At 64.1% G+C, this 17109-nt stretch carries 23 protein-coding genes; 4 read left to right on the forward strand and 19 right to left on the reverse strand.

The features are described 5' to 3' along the window. Nucleotides 1-17: 17 nt before the first annotated feature. Both QWL29_RS02635 and QWL29_RS02640 read left to right on the forward strand, forming a co-directional pair. Nucleotides 18-1883, forward strand: coding sequence for a DUF1302 domain-containing protein (locus tag QWL29_RS02635; protein WP_305821327.1), 1866 nt, complete (start codon nt 18-20; stop codon nt 1881-1883). Between the two features lie 109 nt (nt 1884-1992). Next, nucleotides 1993-2541, forward strand: coding sequence for a GNAT family N-acetyltransferase (locus tag QWL29_RS02640; RefSeq protein ID WP_305821328.1), 549 nt, complete (start codon nt 1993-1995; stop codon nt 2539-2541). Between the two features lie 4 nt (nt 2542-2545). Here QWL29_RS02640 and QWL29_RS02645 read toward each other — a convergent pair whose 3' ends face one another. Next, a complete protein-coding gene (locus QWL29_RS02645) occupies nt 2546-3175 on the reverse strand; it encodes a 1-acyl-sn-glycerol-3-phosphate acyltransferase (RefSeq protein ID WP_305821329.1) in 630 nt (209 codons plus the stop codon). A gap of 210 nt (nt 3176-3385) precedes the next feature. Between QWL29_RS02645 and arsC the strand changes: the two genes are divergently transcribed. Continuing rightward, nucleotides 3386-3733: an arsenate reductase (glutaredoxin) gene (gene arsC, locus QWL29_RS02650; protein WP_308634792.1), complete on the forward strand. Its 348-nt coding sequence runs from the start codon at nt 3386-3388 to the stop codon at nt 3731-3733. A gap of 61 nt (nt 3734-3794) precedes the next feature. Here the strand turns inward: arsC and QWL29_RS02655 are convergent, their stop codons facing one another. The 15 genes from QWL29_RS02655 to QWL29_RS02725 all read right to left on the reverse strand — a co-directional run bounded on the left by QWL29_RS02655 (nt 3795) and on the right by QWL29_RS02725 (nt 13653). Beyond that, entirely contained in the window at nt 3795-4427 is a 633-nt protein-coding gene (locus tag QWL29_RS02655; RefSeq protein WP_305821330.1) for a head GIN domain-containing protein, read from the reverse strand. Between the two features lie 117 nt (nt 4428-4544). After that, on the reverse strand, nt 4545-5738 hold the full coding sequence (locus QWL29_RS02660; RefSeq protein WP_305821331.1) for a right-handed parallel beta-helix repeat-containing protein: 1194 nt from the start codon (nt 5736-5738) through the stop codon (nt 4545-4547). Nucleotides 5739-5883: 145 nt separating this feature from the next. After that, nucleotides 5884-6330: an acyl-CoA thioesterase gene (locus QWL29_RS02665; protein ID WP_305821332.1), complete on the reverse strand. Its 447-nt coding sequence runs from the start codon at nt 6328-6330 to the stop codon at nt 5884-5886. 98 nt (nt 6331-6428) lie between these two features. Then, nucleotides 6429-7280, reverse strand: coding sequence for an endonuclease/exonuclease/phosphatase family protein (locus QWL29_RS02670; protein WP_305821333.1), 852 nt, complete (start codon nt 7278-7280; stop codon nt 6429-6431). Nucleotides 7281-7411: 131 nt separating this feature from the next. Further along, nucleotides 7412-7585 (reverse strand): helix-turn-helix domain-containing protein, encoded by a 174-nt coding sequence (locus QWL29_RS02675; protein WP_305821334.1) that lies wholly within the window; start codon nt 7583-7585, stop codon nt 7412-7414. Nucleotides 7586-7595: 10 nt separating this feature from the next. Further along, nucleotides 7596-7787, reverse strand: coding sequence for a hypothetical protein (locus QWL29_RS02680; protein ID WP_305821335.1), 192 nt, complete (start codon nt 7785-7787; stop codon nt 7596-7598). Further along, nucleotides 7784-8539 carry a hypothetical protein gene (locus QWL29_RS02685; protein ID WP_305821336.1) on the reverse strand — a complete coding sequence of 252 codons (756 nt, stop codon included), beginning with the start codon at nt 8537-8539 and terminating at the stop codon, nt 7784-7786. The genes QWL29_RS02680 and QWL29_RS02685 overlap by 4 nt, the downstream gene beginning before the upstream one ends. A gap of 133 nt (nt 8540-8672) precedes the next feature. After that, the gene (locus tag QWL29_RS02690) at nt 8673-9332 is read right to left on the reverse strand and encodes a hypothetical protein (RefSeq protein WP_305821337.1); all 660 of its coding nucleotides are present in this window, start codon (nt 9330-9332) and stop codon (nt 8673-8675) included. 8 nt (nt 9333-9340) lie between these two features. Further along, nucleotides 9341-9724, reverse strand: coding sequence for a hypothetical protein (locus QWL29_RS02695; protein ID WP_305821338.1), 384 nt, complete (start codon nt 9722-9724; stop codon nt 9341-9343). Further along, on the reverse strand, nt 9714-11675 hold the full coding sequence (locus tag QWL29_RS02700; RefSeq protein ID WP_305821339.1) for a hypothetical protein: 1962 nt from the start codon (nt 11673-11675) through the stop codon (nt 9714-9716). The genes QWL29_RS02695 and QWL29_RS02700 overlap by 11 nt, the downstream gene beginning before the upstream one ends. Before the next feature lie 25 nt (nt 11676-11700). Next, a complete protein-coding gene (locus tag QWL29_RS02705) occupies nt 11701-11907 on the reverse strand; it encodes a hypothetical protein (protein ID WP_305821340.1) in 207 nt (68 codons plus the stop codon). Beyond that, entirely contained in the window at nt 11904-12797 is an 894-nt protein-coding gene (locus QWL29_RS02710; RefSeq protein ID WP_305821341.1) for a recombination-associated protein RdgC, read from the reverse strand. Before QWL29_RS02710 ends, QWL29_RS02705 begins: the two co-directional genes overlap by 4 nt. A gap of 137 nt (nt 12798-12934) precedes the next feature. Then, complete coding sequence (locus QWL29_RS02715) at nt 12935-13069, reverse strand: hypothetical protein (protein ID WP_305821342.1); 135 nt, start codon at nt 13067-13069, stop codon at nt 12935-12937. A 21-nt stretch (nt 13070-13090) separates the two neighbouring features. Further along, nucleotides 13091-13522 (reverse strand): hypothetical protein, encoded by a 432-nt coding sequence (locus QWL29_RS02720; protein WP_305821343.1) that lies wholly within the window; start codon nt 13520-13522, stop codon nt 13091-13093. Between the two features lie 2 nt (nt 13523-13524). After that, the gene (locus QWL29_RS02725) at nt 13525-13653 is read right to left on the reverse strand and encodes a hypothetical protein (RefSeq protein ID WP_305821344.1); all 129 of its coding nucleotides are present in this window, start codon (nt 13651-13653) and stop codon (nt 13525-13527) included. A gap of 633 nt (nt 13654-14286) precedes the next feature. Here QWL29_RS02725 and QWL29_RS02730 point away from each other — a divergent pair. Beyond that, nucleotides 14287-14673, forward strand: coding sequence for a hypothetical protein (locus QWL29_RS02730; protein WP_305821345.1), 387 nt, complete (start codon nt 14287-14289; stop codon nt 14671-14673). 27 nt (nt 14674-14700) lie between these two features. Here the strand turns inward: QWL29_RS02730 and QWL29_RS02735 are convergent, their stop codons facing one another. The 3 genes from QWL29_RS02735 to QWL29_RS02745 form a co-directional block, all read right to left on the reverse strand. Further along, nucleotides 14701-15384, reverse strand: coding sequence for a DUF1828 domain-containing protein (locus tag QWL29_RS02735; protein ID WP_305821346.1), 684 nt, complete (start codon nt 15382-15384; stop codon nt 14701-14703). Between the two features lie 68 nt (nt 15385-15452). Beyond that, a complete protein-coding gene (locus QWL29_RS02740; protein ID WP_305821347.1) occupies nt 15453-15914 on the reverse strand; it encodes a hypothetical protein in 462 nt (153 codons plus the stop codon). Nucleotides 15915-16187: 273 nt separating this feature from the next. Further along, nucleotides 16188-16973 (reverse strand): hypothetical protein, encoded by a 786-nt coding sequence (locus tag QWL29_RS02745; protein WP_305821348.1) that lies wholly within the window; start codon nt 16971-16973, stop codon nt 16188-16190. Between the last annotated feature and the right edge of the window lie 136 nt (nt 16974-17109).

Genomic DNA, 17109 nt, shown 5'->3' on the forward strand with positions numbered 1-17109 from the left:
CTGAGCCGGGTCATGCCATGGCAATCCAGACATTGGCCCGGAACCCGTCCGGGCGCGACAGCCGGCCGACGCGATTCGGTGTAGGCCTGGGTCTTGGCCTGGGGCCCGATTTCCGTTGCGCCAGGGCCTTGCCCGGCGCCGCGCTGCTTGGCCTGGCGCTGGCCAGCCCATCCGCGCAGGCCGTCGACGCCAAGCTCAGCGGCCGTGTGATGTTCGGCGCGGTGGCTCGTAGCGAAGCGCGCGATTCCCAGCTCCTGACCGGCGTGAACGCCGCGGCGATCGGCCTGCAGGGCTTCGGCAGCGGCGGCAACGGCGACGATGGCAACATGAACTTCGGGCGTGGCGACCTGGCCTCGCTGGCCTGGAAAGCCACCCTCGACCTCGACGTGCGCCAGGGCCCCTGGTCGGCGCTGGTGCGCGTCAAGGCCTGGCGCGACGAAGCGCTGGAGCGCCGCAAGCTCCCCTGGGGCAATTCGATCAACGGCTACGCGCCGCACGCGCCGCTGGAGGACGACGGCGCCGCGCGCCTGGCGCGCTTTTCCGGCGTGGCGCTGGGCGACGCCTGGCTGCAGTATGCGGGCCAGGCCGGCGCCATGCGCTACAGCGCGCGTCTGGGGCGCCAGTCCCTGAACTGGGGCGAGCGCTCGATCACGCCGGGCGGACTCGAAGCCCTGAATCCCAGGGACTTGCCGGCCACGCGCAGGGCCGGCGCCATTCCCCAGGAAATGCGGGCGCCGGCGCCGATGCTGCTGGGGCGCGTCGAGCTGACGCCGGCCCTTGGCGTCGAAGCCTATTATCAGACCCGCCACCAGCCGACGGCGCTCGACTTGTGCGGCAGCCTGTGGTCCACCAACGATTACCTGGCGCCGGGCTGCGACCTGGTGATGTCGGGGCCGCCCCCGGTGAACGACCGCGCCCGCATCCCGCTCGGCGCCTACCAGAAGCGCCTGCCCACGCCCGTGGTGAACGGCCCGGAATACGGCGTCGCGCTGGGCTGGAAGTCGGCGGCGCTGGCCACCGACTTCGGCCTGTACCACGCGCGCTACAACGCGCGCACCGCCTTGCCCAGCCTGCGCCGCAGCGCCCGGCCGGGCGGCCCGGCCCTGGTCCCGGGCGACCCGGACGGGCGCAACATGGCCTATTTTTCCGAGTACCCGCAGGACCTGGCGATCACCGCGCTCACCTTCCAGCACAAGCGCGGCAAGGCCAACGTGTACGGCGAAGCCTCATACCGGCCGCGCCAGCCCTTCATGCTGGCCCCGGGCGATGTGCTGCCGCCTTTCCTGAACGCCACGGTGCCGGCCCTGCTGCGCGCCGACGCCGACGCCGTGCCCCCGGGCGGCGTCTACCACGGCTACGACCTGCATCCGATGTCGCAGCTGCAGCTGGGCGTGCAGCGCGAATGGCAGGCCGGGCCGGTGGCGCTGGCGGCCACGGCCGAGGTGGTCGGCAAGCACGCTTCCGGCTTGCCCGACCAGGCCGTGCGCCGCTATGGCCGCGCCGATATCTTCGGGGTGGGGCCGGTGAACGGCGCCTGCAACGTCACCACCGGAAACGCGGCGCGCCAGTGCAGCCTGCGCGGCTATGCCAGCACCAACGCCTGGGGCTACCGCCTGCGCGTCGACGCGCGCCTGCCGAACCTGTTGCCGACCTCGCTGTCCGGCCTGGCCTGCAACGCCAGCCTGGCGCTGGCGCACGACGTCAAGGGCTGGTCGGGCGACTTCCTGCTCAACGAGGGCCGCAAGACCGCCACCGCGGCGCTGCGCTTCGAATACCGCCAGCGCTACCTGCTGGAACTGGCCTGGGCCCCGACCTGGGGCGGCGACTACAACCCGGTGGCCGACCGCGATGTGGTCGCGCTCGCCGCCGGGGTCCGCTTCTAGTGCAGGCGCCAGCCAAATGCACCAGAATGGGGCGCGCACTCCTGACCGGCGCCCTCGACAAGCAGGCACGAATCCTGCACGCTCTTCCATTCGACTAAGGAGGATGTGGATGATGCAGATTCGAATGCTCGACGCCGCCGGCGCGGCAGCGCATGCGGCGCCATTGCGTGCGCTCTTGCTCGATGCGGTCGCGCACGGCGCATCGGTCGGCTTCATGGCGTCGATCGACGAGGCGGCGGCCGCTGCCTACTGGGCCGGCGTGCGCGAGGCGGTGGCTGAGGGAACGCGGGTGCTGCTGGTGGCCTGGCGCGACCATGTGCTGGTCGGGACGGTCCAGCTCGACCTGTGCCAGAAACCGAATGGGCTGAACCGGGCGGAAGTGCAGAAGCTGCTGGTGCACAGCGGCGCGCGCCGCGGTGGGGCGGCAACGGCGCTGATGGAGGCTGCCGAGGTGCAGGCGCTGGCGCTGAAGCGCGGCCTGCTGTTTCTCGATACCGAGGCGGGATCGCATGCCGAGGCGCTGTATGCGCGGCTCGGCTATACGAAGATCGGCGAGTTGCCGGAGTACTGCGCCACGCCGGACGGCGCCTGGCGCGCCACGGCGATCTACTACAAGACCCTGTTCGTGCGCGAACGCAAGGGCGCGCTCGCTACTTGAAAGTTTAGGCGCTCTTCCTGCGGTCGGGGCCGTTGTGCGGCGGCGCCAGCTTGATCGGCGCGGCCAGTTCCGGATGCAGCGCCTGCTTGCCTTCGTAGATGGCGGCAATCGCCGCCATGTCGGCATCCTGGTCGCCGCTCAGGCGCACGGTATCGACCACGCTCAGGACCTTGGTGCGGTAATCCATGTAGACCAGCAGCAGCGGCACATCGGCGGCGGCGGCCAGGTGATAGAAGCCGCTCTTCCAGTGCGGACGGTAGTCGCGCGTGCCCTCCGGCGTGATGGCGACCCAGCACCATTTTTCACGTAGCATGTTCTGCGCCAGCGAACGGGTGGCGCCCATCGGCGCACGGCGGTCGACGGCAATGCCGCCCCAGTAGCGCATGAGCGGACCCATCGGCCCCTTGAACAGCGAGTCCTTGGCCAGCCAGCGGAAATTCAGGTCCATCGCCCACTTGCCGAGCAGGCCGATGGGGAAGTCCCAGTTCGAGGTATGCGGATAAACGACGACGATGCCGTGCGGTCCGGGCAGGGGCTTGTGGCGCAGCTTCCAGCCGAACAGATTGAGCAGGCGCAGGGCGCTGCGTTGGCGCCAGGTAGGCAGGTCTGCGGGGCGCAGCAGGTGGTCGATCATGTTTTCTCCGTCGTGCCGTGCGCGAGCCGGCCGTTTTCTGATTGCTGTTCCCGCAAGAATTACTTCCCTCCCGGAAAACCGAGGGTGGATTCTATATGGCGAGAACAGGGGTGACAAGAAAAAAGAAATGTGCTGTTGCAAGGCGCACGCGGTATCATGCGGCCGCTCATATGACTACTTCAAGCTGCCATTCCGGCAAGCGTTAAGCTTATGGATATCACGATTTACCACAATCCGCGCTGCGGCACTTCGCGCAATACCCTGGCCGCCATCCGCGACGCCGGCCACGAACCGCGCATCGTCGAGTACCTGGCCACGCCGCCTTCGCGCGCCGAACTGCAAGCCATGCTGGCGGCAGCCGGCCTGTCGCCGCGCCAGGCGCTGCGCAGCAAGGAAAGCCTGTTCACCGAACTCGGACTCGATGCGCCGGGCGTGTCCGACGAGACGCTGCTGGACGCCATGCTGACGCATCCGGTCCTGATCGAACGCCCGTTCGTGGTCACGCCCAAGGGCGTACGGCTGTGCCGGCCTTTCGACAAGGTGCAGGAAATCCTGTAAGGGCGCGGCGCGCCGCGCTGTGCGCCGGCGGGGCCGGCTGCCGGGTATTGGTGGCGCTCGCTCAGTTGCCGGCGTCGACGCTGCCCAGCCCTGAAGCCGACTTGTTCACGACCGGCGGCTTGCCGTAATAGGTGAGGCTGCCGATGCCCTGGACTTTCGCATCGAGCCGCTTGCGGGCATGGACGCGCACGTCGCCCACGCCGCGGAAGTTGACGTCGACGTTGTCGGCGAGCAGGGCCCTGGCATCGACCTCGCCCACGCCCTCGGCCTTCATGCTGAAGGTCTTGACCTCGCCGCTCGCGCGCAGGCTGCCGGCGCCACGGTAGTTGATGTCGAAGCGTTCTCCGCGCACGTCGTTCAGGCGGATCTCGCCGGCGCCTTCGGCGGCAAAGGCGCGCAGCGCAGGCATGCCGACGATCACGCGCTCGTCGCCGCGGGTGGTGGTCTTCATGCGGTCGTCGCGCATGCTCAGGCGCAGCTCGCCGCCCACGACTTCGCTGACCAGGTTGTCGATGAACTTGCCGTCGCCGCGCACGGTGAGGGTCTGGGCCGCATTGCGGTCGACGGTAACGTTGATCGCACCTTTCACGTAGATCGAGGTAAAGGCCGGCGCAGAACGCTGCTGGTCCTCGGCATGGGCAAGGGAGGCAAAGGCGAGCGAAGTGAGGGTGGCGGCAATGATGAGTCGGCGCATGGCGGTGTCCCGGTTTGTTTGAATGCAGCCATTCTAGATAGGGCATCTCCCAGGAGCGACGTTTTTGAGACGAGATGCATTATTTGCCGGACGAGCTGCCGGAATCCGCCGTGGCTCTCAATGCTGGTATGCGCCGATATCGAAACCGGTCTCCTTGTTGCGCGGCTTGCCCTGGAAATCCCGTTCCGGCTTGTCGCCGCCCACGCCCTTGCCAATGGCCGGCGAGCGGGCGCTCAGGCGGAAATCCGGTGTGCCGGTACGGCTGTACTCGACAAAGGCCGGTTCGGCGGCCACCGTGCCGACATGGCGCCGCCCCTCGGGCAACTTCCAGTCGGCCGCCGCGTTCTGGAACACCAGGTTGTTCACATAGATATTGTTTTCGCCCGTATCGCCCTGTTCGATGATGCCGTGCCTGTTGTCGAACACGATGTTGTTGGCCACTTGGGTAAAGTCGTTCGGCCCCTTCGAGTGGTAGTAGTCGCCGCCGCCAACCACGATCCCGGTGCCCGAGGTGGAAATGGTGTTGCCGGTCACGTCGACCCGGTTGGCGTCGTGCCACAAATGGATGCCGGCGCCGGCCACCCGGTAGATCAGGTTGTTGCGCACCCGGCCTTCGGTGCTGATGTAGATGCCGTGGTGGAAGCGGCAGTCGAGCGGGCCGATGTCGTGCACATTGTTGCCGATGACTTCGGATTTGGTGCCGCGGTAGTAGCTGTCCACGCCGATGCCGGCGCCGCCCGCGCTTTCGCAGGGGACGTCGAGGCCGACGTGGTGTACGTGGTTGTGGCGGATGCTGTTGTAGGAGCCGCCGTTATAGATGCCGCTCAGCCACTTGCTGCCGCTTTGGTACTGGGTGCCGTCGATCTCGAAGCCGACGATGTCGACATGGCTGCCGCGGTTGTCCCAGGCGCTGGTGGTGCGCGAGTCGAGTGGCGGGACGATTTTCGCGCCCCAGCGCTCGATCGACTGGAAGATGATGCGCGCCTCGGCGCTGCCGTTGACGTTGGTGCGAAAGCCCCCGGTGTACTGGCCCGGCGCGACGTAGACCGTGGTGCCGGGCGTGACCACCTGGGCCGCGCGGCCGATGGTGCGGAAGGGTTCGTTCTCGGTGCCGGGGTTCGCGTCCGAGCCGCCGGGCGCCACGTACAGGTTGGTGCGCACGACCTCGGGTATCACCAGCTGCTCGGACGAGCCCTCGCGCCAGCGGCAGCCACCCTGCACGAGCAGCAGCGCGCAGCAGAGCACCGCAACGAAGGGATTGGCGGGGCGGTTCGCGGGGCGGCGGGCGCTGGAGGAAAAAGGGGAAGACATGGCGTTCCTTGTCGAGGCAGACACCCGCAAAGTGTCGCCCGTCCCCCCCGCTGCCCGGCGCGGATTGCTCAAGTTTGCCTTTGAGCGCGCGCAAGGTCGATGGCGCGCGCTCGTGCATTGCCTTGGAGCCTACTGAGACAGGCTCTTAACTGCCGCCGCTGGCGCCGACCACCTGCGGCATGTAGGCCTCCAGGAAAGCCGGCGGCATGCGCCGCGGGCGGCCGCCGCTGATGTCGATGCACACCAGTTCCCAGCGCCCGCGCAGCACGGTGGCGCCGTCGCTGTTGCGCACCAGCTGGAAGCGGCGTTCCATCGACAGCTTGCCGTCGCCGCCGACCAGCCAGGTGGCCAGCGTGAGTTCCTCGCCCAGCAGCGTCGGCAGGATGTACTCGTATTCGCCGCGCCGGATCGCCATCGCGCGGTCGAGGCGCCGGTAATCGTCGAGCGAGAGGCCGAGCGACTCGGAGTGGGCCCAGCCGACCTGTTCGCACCAGCGCACGTAGACGGCATTGTTGGTGTGGTTCAGCCCGTCGATATCCTCGACGCGCGGCGCCAGGGGCAACGTAAAGGGGTGCGGATAATCCCAGTTCAAGTGATGTCCTTGCAAAACGCACGGCAAACGTCCGGTTCGCCGCCAAAAGGAACATTCTAACCGTGGGCGCGGCCGCATGCGGTTCAGCTCAGTTCGACTCAGCTCAGCTCCAGCAGCAGCGCCTGGTGGTCCGACCCGGTTTCCGCCGCATCCACGCGCATGCGCCCGACCCGCTCGGCGAGCCCGGCGCTGACGAAAGCGAAGTCAAGAGCGAAGGGCGCGCCGGCGTCGGGATGGTCGTCGTGCAGGCCGACCGTGGGCGCATGGCGCCGGCCCGGCTGGGATACATGCCAGGCGTCGCGCAGGGGCGGCGTGCCATCCGGGAAGGGCGCCAGCAGGCGCGCGTATTCGGGCGAATCGGGCAGCATGCTGAAGTCGCCCAGCAGCACCGCGCCCGCCGCGCGCGGCAGGGCCTCGAAGGCGCCGTGTTCCGGCCCACCGGGGCGCAGCACGCGAGCCTGCTGCACGGCTTCGCGGTGCAGCTTGCGCAGGCGCTCGACCTGGGCCATGCGCTGGATCAGCGAAAAATATTCCAGCTGCACCGACAGCACGCGCAGCAGCCCGGCCGGCGTGTACAGCGTGACTTCCAGCGCGCTGCGCGGCATGCTCATCACCTCGGGATCGGCCGGCCAGGGCAGCGAATGGCGCAGTACCTGCACTATCCGGTAGCGGGAAAAGATCATGGTGCCGAGGCGGCGCCGACCGCCGTCGGGCGCGAGGGTGTCGAGCGCGGTGCAGCAGGCCAGGTTGTAGCCCGGCAGGCGCAGGGCCAGGCCGGCGAACTGGTCGCCGAGCGGCCTGCCGTCGCGCGATTCGTAACCGCTGGCTACTTCTTGCAGGCACAGCACGTCGAAGTGGGAAAAACGGGTGAGCGTGGACACGACGCGGTCGAGGTCGGCGCCGCCGTCGGGCGTGCGGGCCGCTTGGATATTCCAGGTGATAATCTTCATGTCTGCCTTAATGTCTAGCATTCATGCGGGTTTGGCAGCTTTATGTGTAGCTAGGTTTTGGCATAACTACAAAGCTAGCTACAAATTAATGATGAGACAGAGTGCGACATCTAGCGACTGCTGACAAGCTGTCACCTCTTCCCGCTGCTCGTGATCAGGCGCTCGATGCTGGCGGCGGTGATGCGGGTGGTGCTGCCGATCTTCACAGCTTCCAGCTGGCCGCGGTTGAGTAGCCGGTAGATCGTCGCGCGGCAAACGTCGAGCTTCTTCATTGCGCTTGTTACTTTATAAAGTGCCTGTTCCATACTAGTCCTCTCAATTCTGTTTGCCTTGCGGCGTTTCACAACTGTCTGCTGCAGCGGCGCGCTGGCGCCGCCCGTATCCGCCCCGGCGCTCACTGCGGCGCTGGTTGAACCACTCCCGCAGCCAGGCCATCCAGGCGCCCAGCCGGCGGTCGACGGTGACGCGGCGATCGAAGGAGCTGCGCTGCTCCTCTCGGCGCTTCATTGATCTTTCCCGCTGTCTGCGCCTACCGGCGAATTATTAGAGGATGGGGCGCGGCTCATCTTGTGCACGGTGTCGAGCACGTCGCGGATGTTGCCGTAGCTGGTGCGCGCCTTGGCCTCATCGCTCAGGTTGTCGATGATCTGCTGGGCCAGGGCATGCGTGCGACCGACGCGCCGCCCCACCATCCAAGTCACATGCTGCACCTGCTCTCGCGCATCCCCGGCCTGCTCGGTGCTCACTGGCGCGCTATCGGCCTGGGTGCCCTGCGCTGTGCTGGCGAAGTCAGAGGCGTACCGTTTGATGCCGCCGATCAGGGTTTCCCAGCGGTGCTGCACCTCAAGCTGGCCCACGCTGTCGGTGCGCGCCATGCCGTATTCACCGATCATGTCTAGCAGGTAGCGCGGCAGCGTTGGCGGCTCCCGGCGCTCGGCCTCTACGTCCAGCTCGCGGGCGGCGATAGGCTGAACAAGACGTTCCGGCGCGTGCTCTTTCAGCCACGCCATGCCGACCAGTGCCATTCCCGCCGCTTCGTCGGCAGTTACCGGGATTTTTACCCGCCCGGTGCTGGCCGGTGCTGGATTTGCTGGGGTGCGCTCGGCGGCTTCGAGGCGGTCAGTGGCCTCTTGCGCGCGCTGCCAGAACTGGCGCCGCGACAGCTCGTTTCCCATCGCCATTTCGTACGGCATGCGGAGCACGCCAAAAAGCATCACATCGCTCATTTCATTCCTTTCATATTCTTCGGTGTGCACCACGGCTTATTGCTCGGCCCCCAGGAGTGGCCGCAGTCGGCGCACTCGGGTGGGCACTGGCGAGGTGGCGGGACGTGCGTGGCGGCGGCAATCAGGGCGGCCACCGCCAGCAGCCACAGGGCGAGGCCGAGGCGGGTCATTGCTCGCCTGCGCTCTTTGCGGCCTCTGTGGAGTCTCTTTGTCGCTCTTTGTCCAAAGAGGCTTGCCCTGCGCCCTCGGCAGGCTGGGCGGCGAGAATGGCCTCGGCGCGAGGCACGATGCACTCTGGCCGGTGATTAACGTCCCAAGCCTCTCTGGCCTCATTCCAGACCGCGAGGCCGCTGCACCCTTGGCAGCAATCCTCGTCCTCATGCTCCGTGATAGACCAGTTGACGAGCGCCTGCACGAACTCGCGCAGGTGGGCGGGCATCGCCACATCGGGTAGGGATGCCGGGGCGGCTTGCCCTGCGCTGGCAGGTGCAGGGGTGGCGATCTTGTCATGCAGGTAGTCAATATATTCCAACGGCGACATGACGACACCATCGACGGTGTAAGTTAGCTCGGCACGGCGGGATGCGGCGATAGCGTCGGCGGCGTACTCGTGCATATCGTTCGCGCTGTAGCCAATATCCCTTCCCATCATAGTGCGGGGTTGCTCTGGCAGCGGCGGCAGTTCCGCCACCTCTGCTATCTGCGGGGATGGGGCGCTGCGCGGGTGAGGGAACGCATGGTCATGCATGCCCTCGGCTTTTCCGCAATACGGGCACAGTACGGCTGCGCCTGCGGTGATCTGGTCGTTCGTGAGGGTGGCGTTCATGGTCAGTCCTATGGTCTGTTGTCGGTGCCGCAGTTGGAGCAGTCGCCCAGGTATCGTTCGGTGCCGCCGATGAAGCGGCCGCAGCCTGCGCAGTTGACGGTATCGGGGCGTTTCGGGCGCGGCTTGGTCAGCTCGATCCCGGTCCCGGCCAGCGCCTCGGCGCGCTTCACGTACTGCATGTCCACTGCCGGGCGCGTGCGGGCGTCGATGTAAGCCTTGGGCCAAGGGATGTCCGTCTCGCGGCTGCGGTGCTTTGCGACGGCCTGCTCCTTGGTGTAGACGTGCGCCAGGCGCATGTCCGTCGTGTAGCCCTTGCCGTCCTTGGCCCAGAACAGCATGTCGTTACCGACGTAGCTGCGGCTGTCCTGCAGATAGAATTCATCAGCTGGCATCGCCTGCCTCCGAGCTATGGGTAGGGGTGGGGCGCTTGAGCTTACGGATTTCGCGCGCGGCCACGGCGCCGACCATGTACACGCTGGCCGCTTCCTCCAAGGCATCGTTCCGCACCTGTTCGGCAGTCTGTGCCGCTCCAGTAGTGGAGGCGGCAGAATTTCCGCTGTTGGTGTCGTTCGTATTGCCGCCCTGCGCGCGGCACCGGCTGGCTAACTCCTCGCCGACATCACGAACGAAATCAATAATGGCCGTGCTGCTAAACGTGATCGGGCCGAACAACTCCTTGCTGCGCAATTCATGCTTGGCCGCGAGATCGAAAATCCACTGATCGTCAGCTGCGCTATTCGCGTCTTGCTGACTTTCGGCGCCGCGCGTGGGCGGCAATACATGCGACTGACCGAACTGTTGGGTTGCTGGAATGGGGATAGCAGGAGCCGCTTTAATGGCCAGGCGAAGACCTTGACTAACACTCATCGCATCGCATGCAGCGCGTACCATCTCATGCGTTGGTACGACCGGCACCAGCTTCCAGCCTTCCGGCACTGCCGGCACTGCTGCTGGCTTGGTGGCGAGAAGGGATTGAACCAGCTCGGCGGCGTCGAGCTTGGCTTCGTGATAGCCGCCCTTGTGCTTTGCGAAGTCGGTGGAGTTGGCAAACTGAGACCAAGTTGCCTTGCATTCCATCGCCATGATCGCGTGATGGATGTCGTGCAGGGCAGGTGCCTCAGGAGTCGTAGCGCGCTCAAAGAGTTCGATCAGGCTTTGCTCTGCCTTTTCCGCCGCCGCCAAGTAGGCCGCGTATTTCGCGTCATCGCTCAGGTGCAGGCCGCAGAAGTAGGTGTTGTTCGACAGGTCAATCAGCAACTGGCGTAGCGGCTCGGGTGCTTCCTTCTTCCTCCCTTCGGCCATGCCCTTTACTGCTACCGGGCAGGTCAGCAGGTGCAGAGGCCGGCGCGTACCGCAGTGCTCGCAGTCGGCGGTCGGCTTGGTGGCGGCAGATACTGCGGCGCGGGCGGCGATGTCTGCGCGGCGCTGGCGTTCGAGTTCCAGGTTCGTGCGCGTGCCGTACACGCTCATGGTCAGCGGCGGCAGCTCATCGCCCGATGCGGTAGCAGGAGCGGCGGCGCTCTCGATGCGGGCATTGAGTTCGGCGTTTTTCGCCACGACCTGCTCATAGTTGGCGCGCGCCAGTTCGAAGGCCGTGTTCAGACGCTCGATGCGGGCGATCAGGCCGAGAACAACGGCAGGGTTGGCAGCGGCGATGTAGGCCGCGTCCGGGATGCACTCGCCAGAGTCCCGACCAAAGCCCGTGGTTTCGGCAATCACAGTTACGTACTCTGCGCGCATTACCGTGGTCTCAGCGTGGCAGTTCCAGTGCTCTGCTTTCCACGGTCCCGGCGTTGCCGCCAGTGCCAGCGCCTTAAGCTGTTGCAGGTCCGGGGCATCGCCCGAGGTAGCGGCAGGGCCGGGCATGCCGGCGGCCAGGGCATCGCGCAGCTTGGCCTCCAGGTCGGCGCGGCGATTCCCTGCGCGGCCGTAGACCATGAATTCGTCGGTGCCGGTCGGCGCCGGCGCTGCGCTTCCCTCGGTGCGAGTGGTGTGCAATTCGCCTCGGTAGTTGGCGATGCTCGCACGCCCCTGCTTTAGCTGCTCGGATTCCGGCTCTGCGCACAAGTCGCCATACCAACCGCTGGAAGCCGGGGCGGTGCCGACGCTGAGCATGTAATGGCCATGCGGCAGGCGCGCGGCGTCGGGCGTCGTGAACACCGATGCGCCTCCGGAATTCACCTGCAGGGACGCCACGTAGCGGATCGGCAGGTTCCCGCGTTCGTTCGCCGCCGCCGACAGCGGTACCGCCGGCGCGCCCGGCGCTTCCCAGTTGATGGTCTCGTTCGGTTTGCGGTCTTCGACGCGCCGCTGGGGGTTCTCGCTGCTGTTCGTGGTGTCCATGTTCTCTCGCCTGGTGGTTGATGGGTTATTTGTTCTGGTCGGATTCCGCGCTCTTCGGCGCCGGTGCTGCGCCGGTGGCGCCGTCCAAGTCCTGGTAGTACCGCTTGCCGCGATACACCGCCGCCGCGGCGGCGATGTCCTTGCGGTCCTGCGCCGTGTTGCCGCCGAGCTGGCGCTCGAGCCGCGTCATGCCGGCGCCGCTCCAGCCGCGGCCCTTGCGCCGGGCCGTCATGCCTTGGCCTCGCCGCCCAGGGCTTCGACCAAGTCGGCCAGCAGCTTGGCCAGCTCGCCGGTCATCAGGGTGAAGTCGTTGTCGAAGCGCTCGACGTCGTTAGCGGGGTAGGCCTGGCCTTCCTTCAGGATGTCCAGCGCGCGCACGCTCTTGATCGCCAGGGATTCGGTCAGGACGAACGAGATCCGGCTGTTCCAGGTCATGGCAAGGCGAGTGCACTGCTTGCCGGCGGCGATGTGGCGGCCGACGTCAGCCGGGTCGAGGGAGTGCTTCATGTAGCGCACCTTCGCCTGCCCGGCGCCGGTGGCGCGCAGCTCGGTGTCCTGGTCGATCGTGAAGTTGTGCGGCGCCTGGTCGGCTTCCAGCCAGGCGGTCATCATGGCCACCGGCGAGCGCTGTACGCGCAGCGATTCGAGCGGCATGCGGTCGACGGCCTTCAGCAGCAGCTTGATCACGTCGTCGGCTTTCGATGGAGCGCCGGCGTCAACCACCAGCCAGCCGTTATGCGGGTCGATCCACACACGCGTCACGCTCGGCACCGTGAAGGCGCGCGGCAGCATCTCGTCGGCGGCGCGCTCCTTCAGCTCCTTTATGGCCTTCTTACCCGGCCTGAATCCCTGCTGTTCTTCGAGTTCGTCGACCTTGGCCTTGGCAACGGCGTTGACCGCGGCGGCCGGCATCACCTTCTTCTCGGTTTTCAGCTGCAGCAGGAACTGGCCGGCCACTGCGTGCACCAGGCCGCCGCCCTCGCGCGGAGGCTCCCAACCTTGGCGCAGCAGCTCGTTGCTCGACGCCGGCGTGAATGCGTGCGGCGCCAGTGCGGCTGCCAGATGGTCGGCGGTGACGGCCCATGGGGCTGGGAGGCGGTACACCTGGAGATTCTTGAACATTCGTTTCGTCCTTCGTTTTCGTTGTCGGCGCGCTTACTGCGCGAATGCCTGGGTGTAGAGGATCGCGAGAACCAGGCCGATAGCGGTCAGGCAGCGGATCGCGTACGAGGCCACGCGGGCGGAGATCTGGCGCTCGCTCATGGCAGCACCACCACAGTCACGCCCATGGCGCCGGCGTCGTAGGCTGCCGCTTCCAGCGCGGCGCGATCGCCGATGGCGGTGTAGGTCTCAGGGCGGTCGTTCTCATCGCGGACCGTGATTCGAAAGCGCATGGTGTTCTCCCTAGTTGGTGGTCAGTGGCTCTCGCGAGCCTCGGTGCAAACTTGAATCGCAGCCCGGACAATCGCGGTCCAGGTGGCGGCGTCCTTCGTCGGGTGGTCGGCATAGGACTCGGTGATGTCGCGGCGGCGGCTGCCGGTGCCAGCCGAGACCGTTCCTTCCTCCTGGTCGTGACGCACGCTCAGGCCCAACTCAGTCGACAGCTCGCCGGCCGCCTTCCAGTTCCGGCGCCAGCGCGGCGGCGCCTTCGGCTGCGTCGAGAACGCCAGGCGCTGGCCGCCGGCGCTGAGCAGGTTTCCGCCGCGGCGCGCCGGTGGGCACAGGTCCGTCTCCAGCGTTGGCGACGCCGGCGCCGTGTACCGCCGATTCCACTTCGGGTGGACGACGGCCAGAGCGATCTCGTCGCGGATGGCGTCCTTCATGTATTCCTGGGTCCAGTTCGTCATGGTCAAATCCACAGGGTGGCTACAGCGCCGGCCAGAAAGCCCAGCGCAGCGGTCAGCATCAAGCCGGCGACGATGCGGTCAGCGCGGCTCCAGTCTTGCGGTTCAATTTCGGTGTCGTTCATCGTGCTCATCGCTTCATCCTTCGTATCAATTCCTGCTCTGCCTGAATCAGCACCCAACCCAGCCCCCGGCGCACCTGTTCGGGCGGTGGCGGGGGTGTGCGGAGCACCTGGCGCAGCTGCATCCAATCGCGCACCTGCTGGTGGCTGGGCTTGCTTGTCTGCGTCATCGCTGGCTCCGGCTGAGTTCGCTTCATATGACTCCATGTTAGGCATGCCTAAAAAAGAAGTCAACAAAAAGATTGAGGTATGCCTAAATATTTAGGTACAATTGGCGCATTGGCCGAGTTCGGCTGGTTGCAGGTCTGGGGCAGGGAGGGGAAACCGCCGACGCCCAGGCTGAAGTGCCAAGGACGTCCGGATGGGGCAACGCGTGGGTGGATCGTAGAGCGCGCCGGGGGATCAGGTCGAAAGGCCTGGGAAGTCTGCGAACAAGCGAAAGTGTCCGAAGTGCGAAAGCAAGGGATGCAGTAGCCCGACACGGAAGTCGACGTTTTTCGTCGGCCTCTAGGGAGGGTTACGCTCTGGAACCGAGGCTCTGCTGGGATAAAACAAAACCGATAACCCTAGAACACCTGGTTGATCAGCCAAGGACAAGAACCTCAACAGTACCTATAGAGGGTGCGTAGAAAAAAAGGCCCGAAAATGCCCGAAAAACTGACCCTCGCGGTCTACCTCGAACGACGCGGCGCCGTGAAGGCACTGACCCGCATCGAGGCGGAAGTATTCGGAGTCCAGTACCCGCTAGTGAAGGGCTGGGCGCACAGGCACGGCGCCGACGAGATTACGCAGACCATGCTGGACCAGCTGCAGGAGAAAATCGGCCGGGCGCGATCGTCGACGGCCGAGAAGGCACAGCGCGGTCTGGATGGAGTAGAAGGCGTGCCGCCGGCGCCGGCCGCCGAACAGCAGGTGGGTAGCCAGCTGCAGCTGGCGATGAGTCCGTCGGGCGAGAGACGATCGCCCGTACCAGGCTTCGTGCTGCGCCAGGCCCGCCGCTATCGACCGCGCAAGTCTGCGCCATGGACATAAAAAAGCCCGCATATTGCGGGCCAAGATTTAATGCTTTGGCTGATAGGGCGTCTTTGCATTTTCTGCTAATCGAGTCATCATCATTACATTGCCGAGGCTATCAAAAACAAGTCCTTCTCGCGCTGCGGATTCAGCATCGGCCCTGTCGTCCATGATGATTAGAATCTTCAAGCCGTTATTGTCGCTCGACGCCCTGATATCCAACAGTTTTCGTGCGGCAGCATTTATTGAAGTTGGATGACTTCCAATTGCGAGGACTGCTTTGCCATCGAATTGAAAATCGAGTTTGTATAACTGACCAGAGACGCCCTTATATTCAAAGCCATCGGTAAGCTCCGCATTCGCTTTCCAGGCTCGCAAATAAAATGCAACTTCGTCAAGAAAAAACGAAGTATCAGTGGACACGCCTTCTTGGCCTGCCTCCCAGCTAGAAAGCGCTAGCATGGTTGAGAGGTAATTCGCGAAAGCCGTAGGGGCAGTATGCTTATCAGACCAAATTTCAAGCTCACCGAGATCGTTTAGCTTTACGCCATGTGGTTCTGCTAAATTTTTTATGAAGCGAGTTTTTCTATGGTCGTCTAGAGATATGCCACGGCCAAGCAGGTGGAGAATCAGGCCGCCGTCGTCAAAGAAGCGAATTTGATTCGAAATGCGTTCAATGAAAATAGGAATAGCATCCCCATCAGGGAATGAGAATGGTGTCTCAACCATCGCAACATTTCCATCTTCTGAGAGCGGATGGCACGTGAATCCAATCACGTCAGAGAAAGATGTACAGATCATCTGTTCCCTTTCAATTTAAAATCTTCAGGATGATTGGGGTTGGGCGCAAACTCAATATTTGTTCGATGGCAAAAATGCTTAAGAATGTCATCATAACCCCAAGTAGCCCAACTTGCATCGCCTGGTTCTCGTGACGCGCCAATATGTTCATGCGGCAAAGCATGAGCATCCTTGATCTTCATCTTGGATTGAACCACATGAAGCTGGTAGACACGGTCATGCCCGTAAAGTTGCGTCCTGAATACGGTGAATTTATATGTCAGAAGCCCGGTTTTGTGGCCTCGACGAAACATTAGCTCAACCTGCAGTTGTGTGCTGGCACCATCTTGATCAATTAGGCCGGCCCGCAACTGGGTCGTGCCAGGTTGCAGCTTAACAGGCACCCACGGGTCTGGCTCCTCACAGATCAATCTGCGGTTTAGCAGTGCCAAAGCCTCCTCTTTCGGAATGTCTTTCATGCCGCTTTCTTATTTGTTATCGCATCTAAGCATGCCGTATCGCCTCATTGGTTTGCGATTGCATAACGCGCTGCTAAGATCAGCGCTACTGCTCCAAGGGCCGCGGCGATCGCTCGCAAGTTCAGCTCACGCGGCCGGTGCCCACACTGCTGGCAGGTGGTCACGCGGGTGGTAACAAACCCGCAGTCTGGACATGTTCGAAGAGGCATGGTCGACCTGGTGTGGCGGCAGTGGTGTGCGAACGCTCTATTTGCGCGAGAGGTTGCCGTGGCCTTACATCGACAAAGACCTCTCGATGAATGGTTTAAAACCTAGGTAAATCTGGGTGCGCTGAAGGCGGCATAGGCGCTCGTAGTGGCCTTTGTCATCTTTGCAAGAAGGGCTAATTTTCACCACTTCTACCGAGCCAGCTCGCGGCATCTTGGTCACCACTATCGCGACCTTCCCGTTTTCTGTCGGGTTGTATGTCTCAATAATCGTATCGGTGGCGACCTGGATCTTTTGATCAGAGTGTCGCTGGACGTAGATTTGTGCCAGCGCGAAGACCTTTTTGCAGGTGTTCGCATCTCTGCAAACAACGATGGACTTCTCTGCAGCTTCAAGTTCGGCGGCGATGTCCTTGACTCGCTGCGCTTCTTCTCTTTCTTCCTTTTCCTTGCGGGCTTGCTCCGTGGCTGCATCTCGCTTAGCCTTCTCGGCGTCAGCAGCTTCAGCAGCAATCCGCCTCTCTTCCGCTTCTAATGCCAGGCGCCGGCCACGCTCAGCAAGTGCTTCTGGTCCAAAGATGCCGCCCGGCGGAACATCGACAATCCTCCCGTCGATCACATGGAATTCGATAGCACCGGACGGGGTTGCGGTGTATACCTGCGCATTCCCGCGTCGCCATTGCACAAGGGTGTCTGTGGTATGGGTTGGGGGCATTCCTAAAATCTCCGCTGCTTTTGCAACAGTCATCCCATTCTTGACCATGTTTGCGTTAGCGCGGGCGGTGCGGTAGGTCTGAGCAGCACAGCCGGAAAGGAAGGCAAGCACCACGGCAAGCAAAATTAGTTTTTTCATAGCGTTCCAAGGTCGGCATTCGTGCGTGCCGTATCGCCTGCTGAGTATATCCCGCTAGCAATGGTCAGAATCTCTCCAATTATTACGATTCTGCAAATTACGGAGGTCCCCGGCCGTGTGACACGACAGGTTGCAA

Source organism: Massilia brevitalea (assembly GCF_030711405.1).
GTDB classification, from domain to species: Bacteria; Pseudomonadota; Gammaproteobacteria; order Burkholderiales; family Burkholderiaceae_D; genus Telluria; species Telluria brevitalea.

Coding starts and splice junctions, on each gene's coding strand:
- QWL29_RS02680 (WP_305821335.1), bottom strand. CDS start 7,787: ATGAAGCGCCGAGAGGAGCAGCGCAGCTCCTTCGATCGCCGCGTCACC.
- QWL29_RS02740 (WP_305821347.1), bottom strand. CDS start 15,914: ATGAAAGACATTCCGAAAGAGGAGGCTTTGGCACTGCTAAACCGCAGA.
- QWL29_RS02645 (WP_305821329.1), bottom strand. CDS start 3,175: ATGATCGACCACCTGCTGCGCCCCGCAGACCTGCCTACCTGGCGCCAA.
- QWL29_RS02730 (WP_305821345.1), top strand. CDS start 14,287: ATGCCCGAAAAACTGACCCTCGCGGTCTACCTCGAACGACGCGGCGCC.
- QWL29_RS02715 (WP_305821342.1), bottom strand. CDS start 13,069: ATGCGCTTTCGAATCACGGTCCGCGATGAGAACGACCGCCCTGAGACC.
- QWL29_RS02675 (WP_305821334.1), bottom strand. CDS start 7,585: ATGGAACAGGCACTTTATAAAGTAACAAGCGCAATGAAGAAGCTCGAC.
- QWL29_RS02635 (WP_305821327.1), top strand. CDS start 18: ATGGCAATCCAGACATTGGCCCGGAACCCGTCCGGGCGCGACAGCCGG.
- QWL29_RS02690 (WP_305821337.1), bottom strand. CDS start 9,332: ATGAACGCCACCCTCACGAACGACCAGATCACCGCAGGCGCAGCCGTA.
- QWL29_RS02700 (WP_305821339.1), bottom strand. CDS start 11,675: ATGGACACCACGAACAGCAGCGAGAACCCCCAGCGGCGCGTCGAAGAC.
- QWL29_RS02705 (WP_305821340.1), bottom strand. CDS start 11,907: ATGACGGCCCGGCGCAAGGGCCGCGGCTGGAGCGGCGCCGGCATGACG.
- QWL29_RS02695 (WP_305821338.1), bottom strand. CDS start 9,724: ATGCCAGCTGATGAATTCTATCTGCAGGACAGCCGCAGCTACGTCGGT.
- QWL29_RS02745 (WP_305821348.1), bottom strand. CDS start 16,973: ATGAAAAAACTAATTTTGCTTGCCGTGGTGCTTGCCTTCCTTTCCGGC.
- QWL29_RS02655 (WP_305821330.1), bottom strand. CDS start 4,427: ATGCGCCGACTCATCATTGCCGCCACCCTCACTTCGCTCGCCTTTGCC.
- QWL29_RS02660 (WP_305821331.1), bottom strand. CDS start 5,738: ATGTCTTCCCCTTTTTCCTCCAGCGCCCGCCGCCCCGCGAACCGCCCC.
- QWL29_RS02640 (WP_305821328.1), top strand. CDS start 1,993: ATGATGCAGATTCGAATGCTCGACGCCGCCGGCGCGGCAGCGCATGCG.
- QWL29_RS02735 (WP_305821346.1), bottom strand. CDS start 15,384: ATGGTTGAGACACCATTCTCATTCCCTGATGGGGATGCTATTCCTATT.
- QWL29_RS02725 (WP_305821344.1), bottom strand. CDS start 13,653: ATGAGCACGATGAACGACACCGAAATTGAACCGCAAGACTGGAGCCGC.
- QWL29_RS02670 (WP_305821333.1), bottom strand. CDS start 7,280: ATGAAGATTATCACCTGGAATATCCAAGCGGCCCGCACGCCCGACGGC.
- QWL29_RS02710 (WP_305821341.1), bottom strand. CDS start 12,797: ATGTTCAAGAATCTCCAGGTGTACCGCCTCCCAGCCCCATGGGCCGTC.
- QWL29_RS02720 (WP_305821343.1), bottom strand. CDS start 13,522: ATGACGAACTGGACCCAGGAATACATGAAGGACGCCATCCGCGACGAG.
- arsC (WP_308634792.1), top strand. CDS start 3,386: ATGGATATCACGATTTACCACAATCCGCGCTGCGGCACTTCGCGCAAT.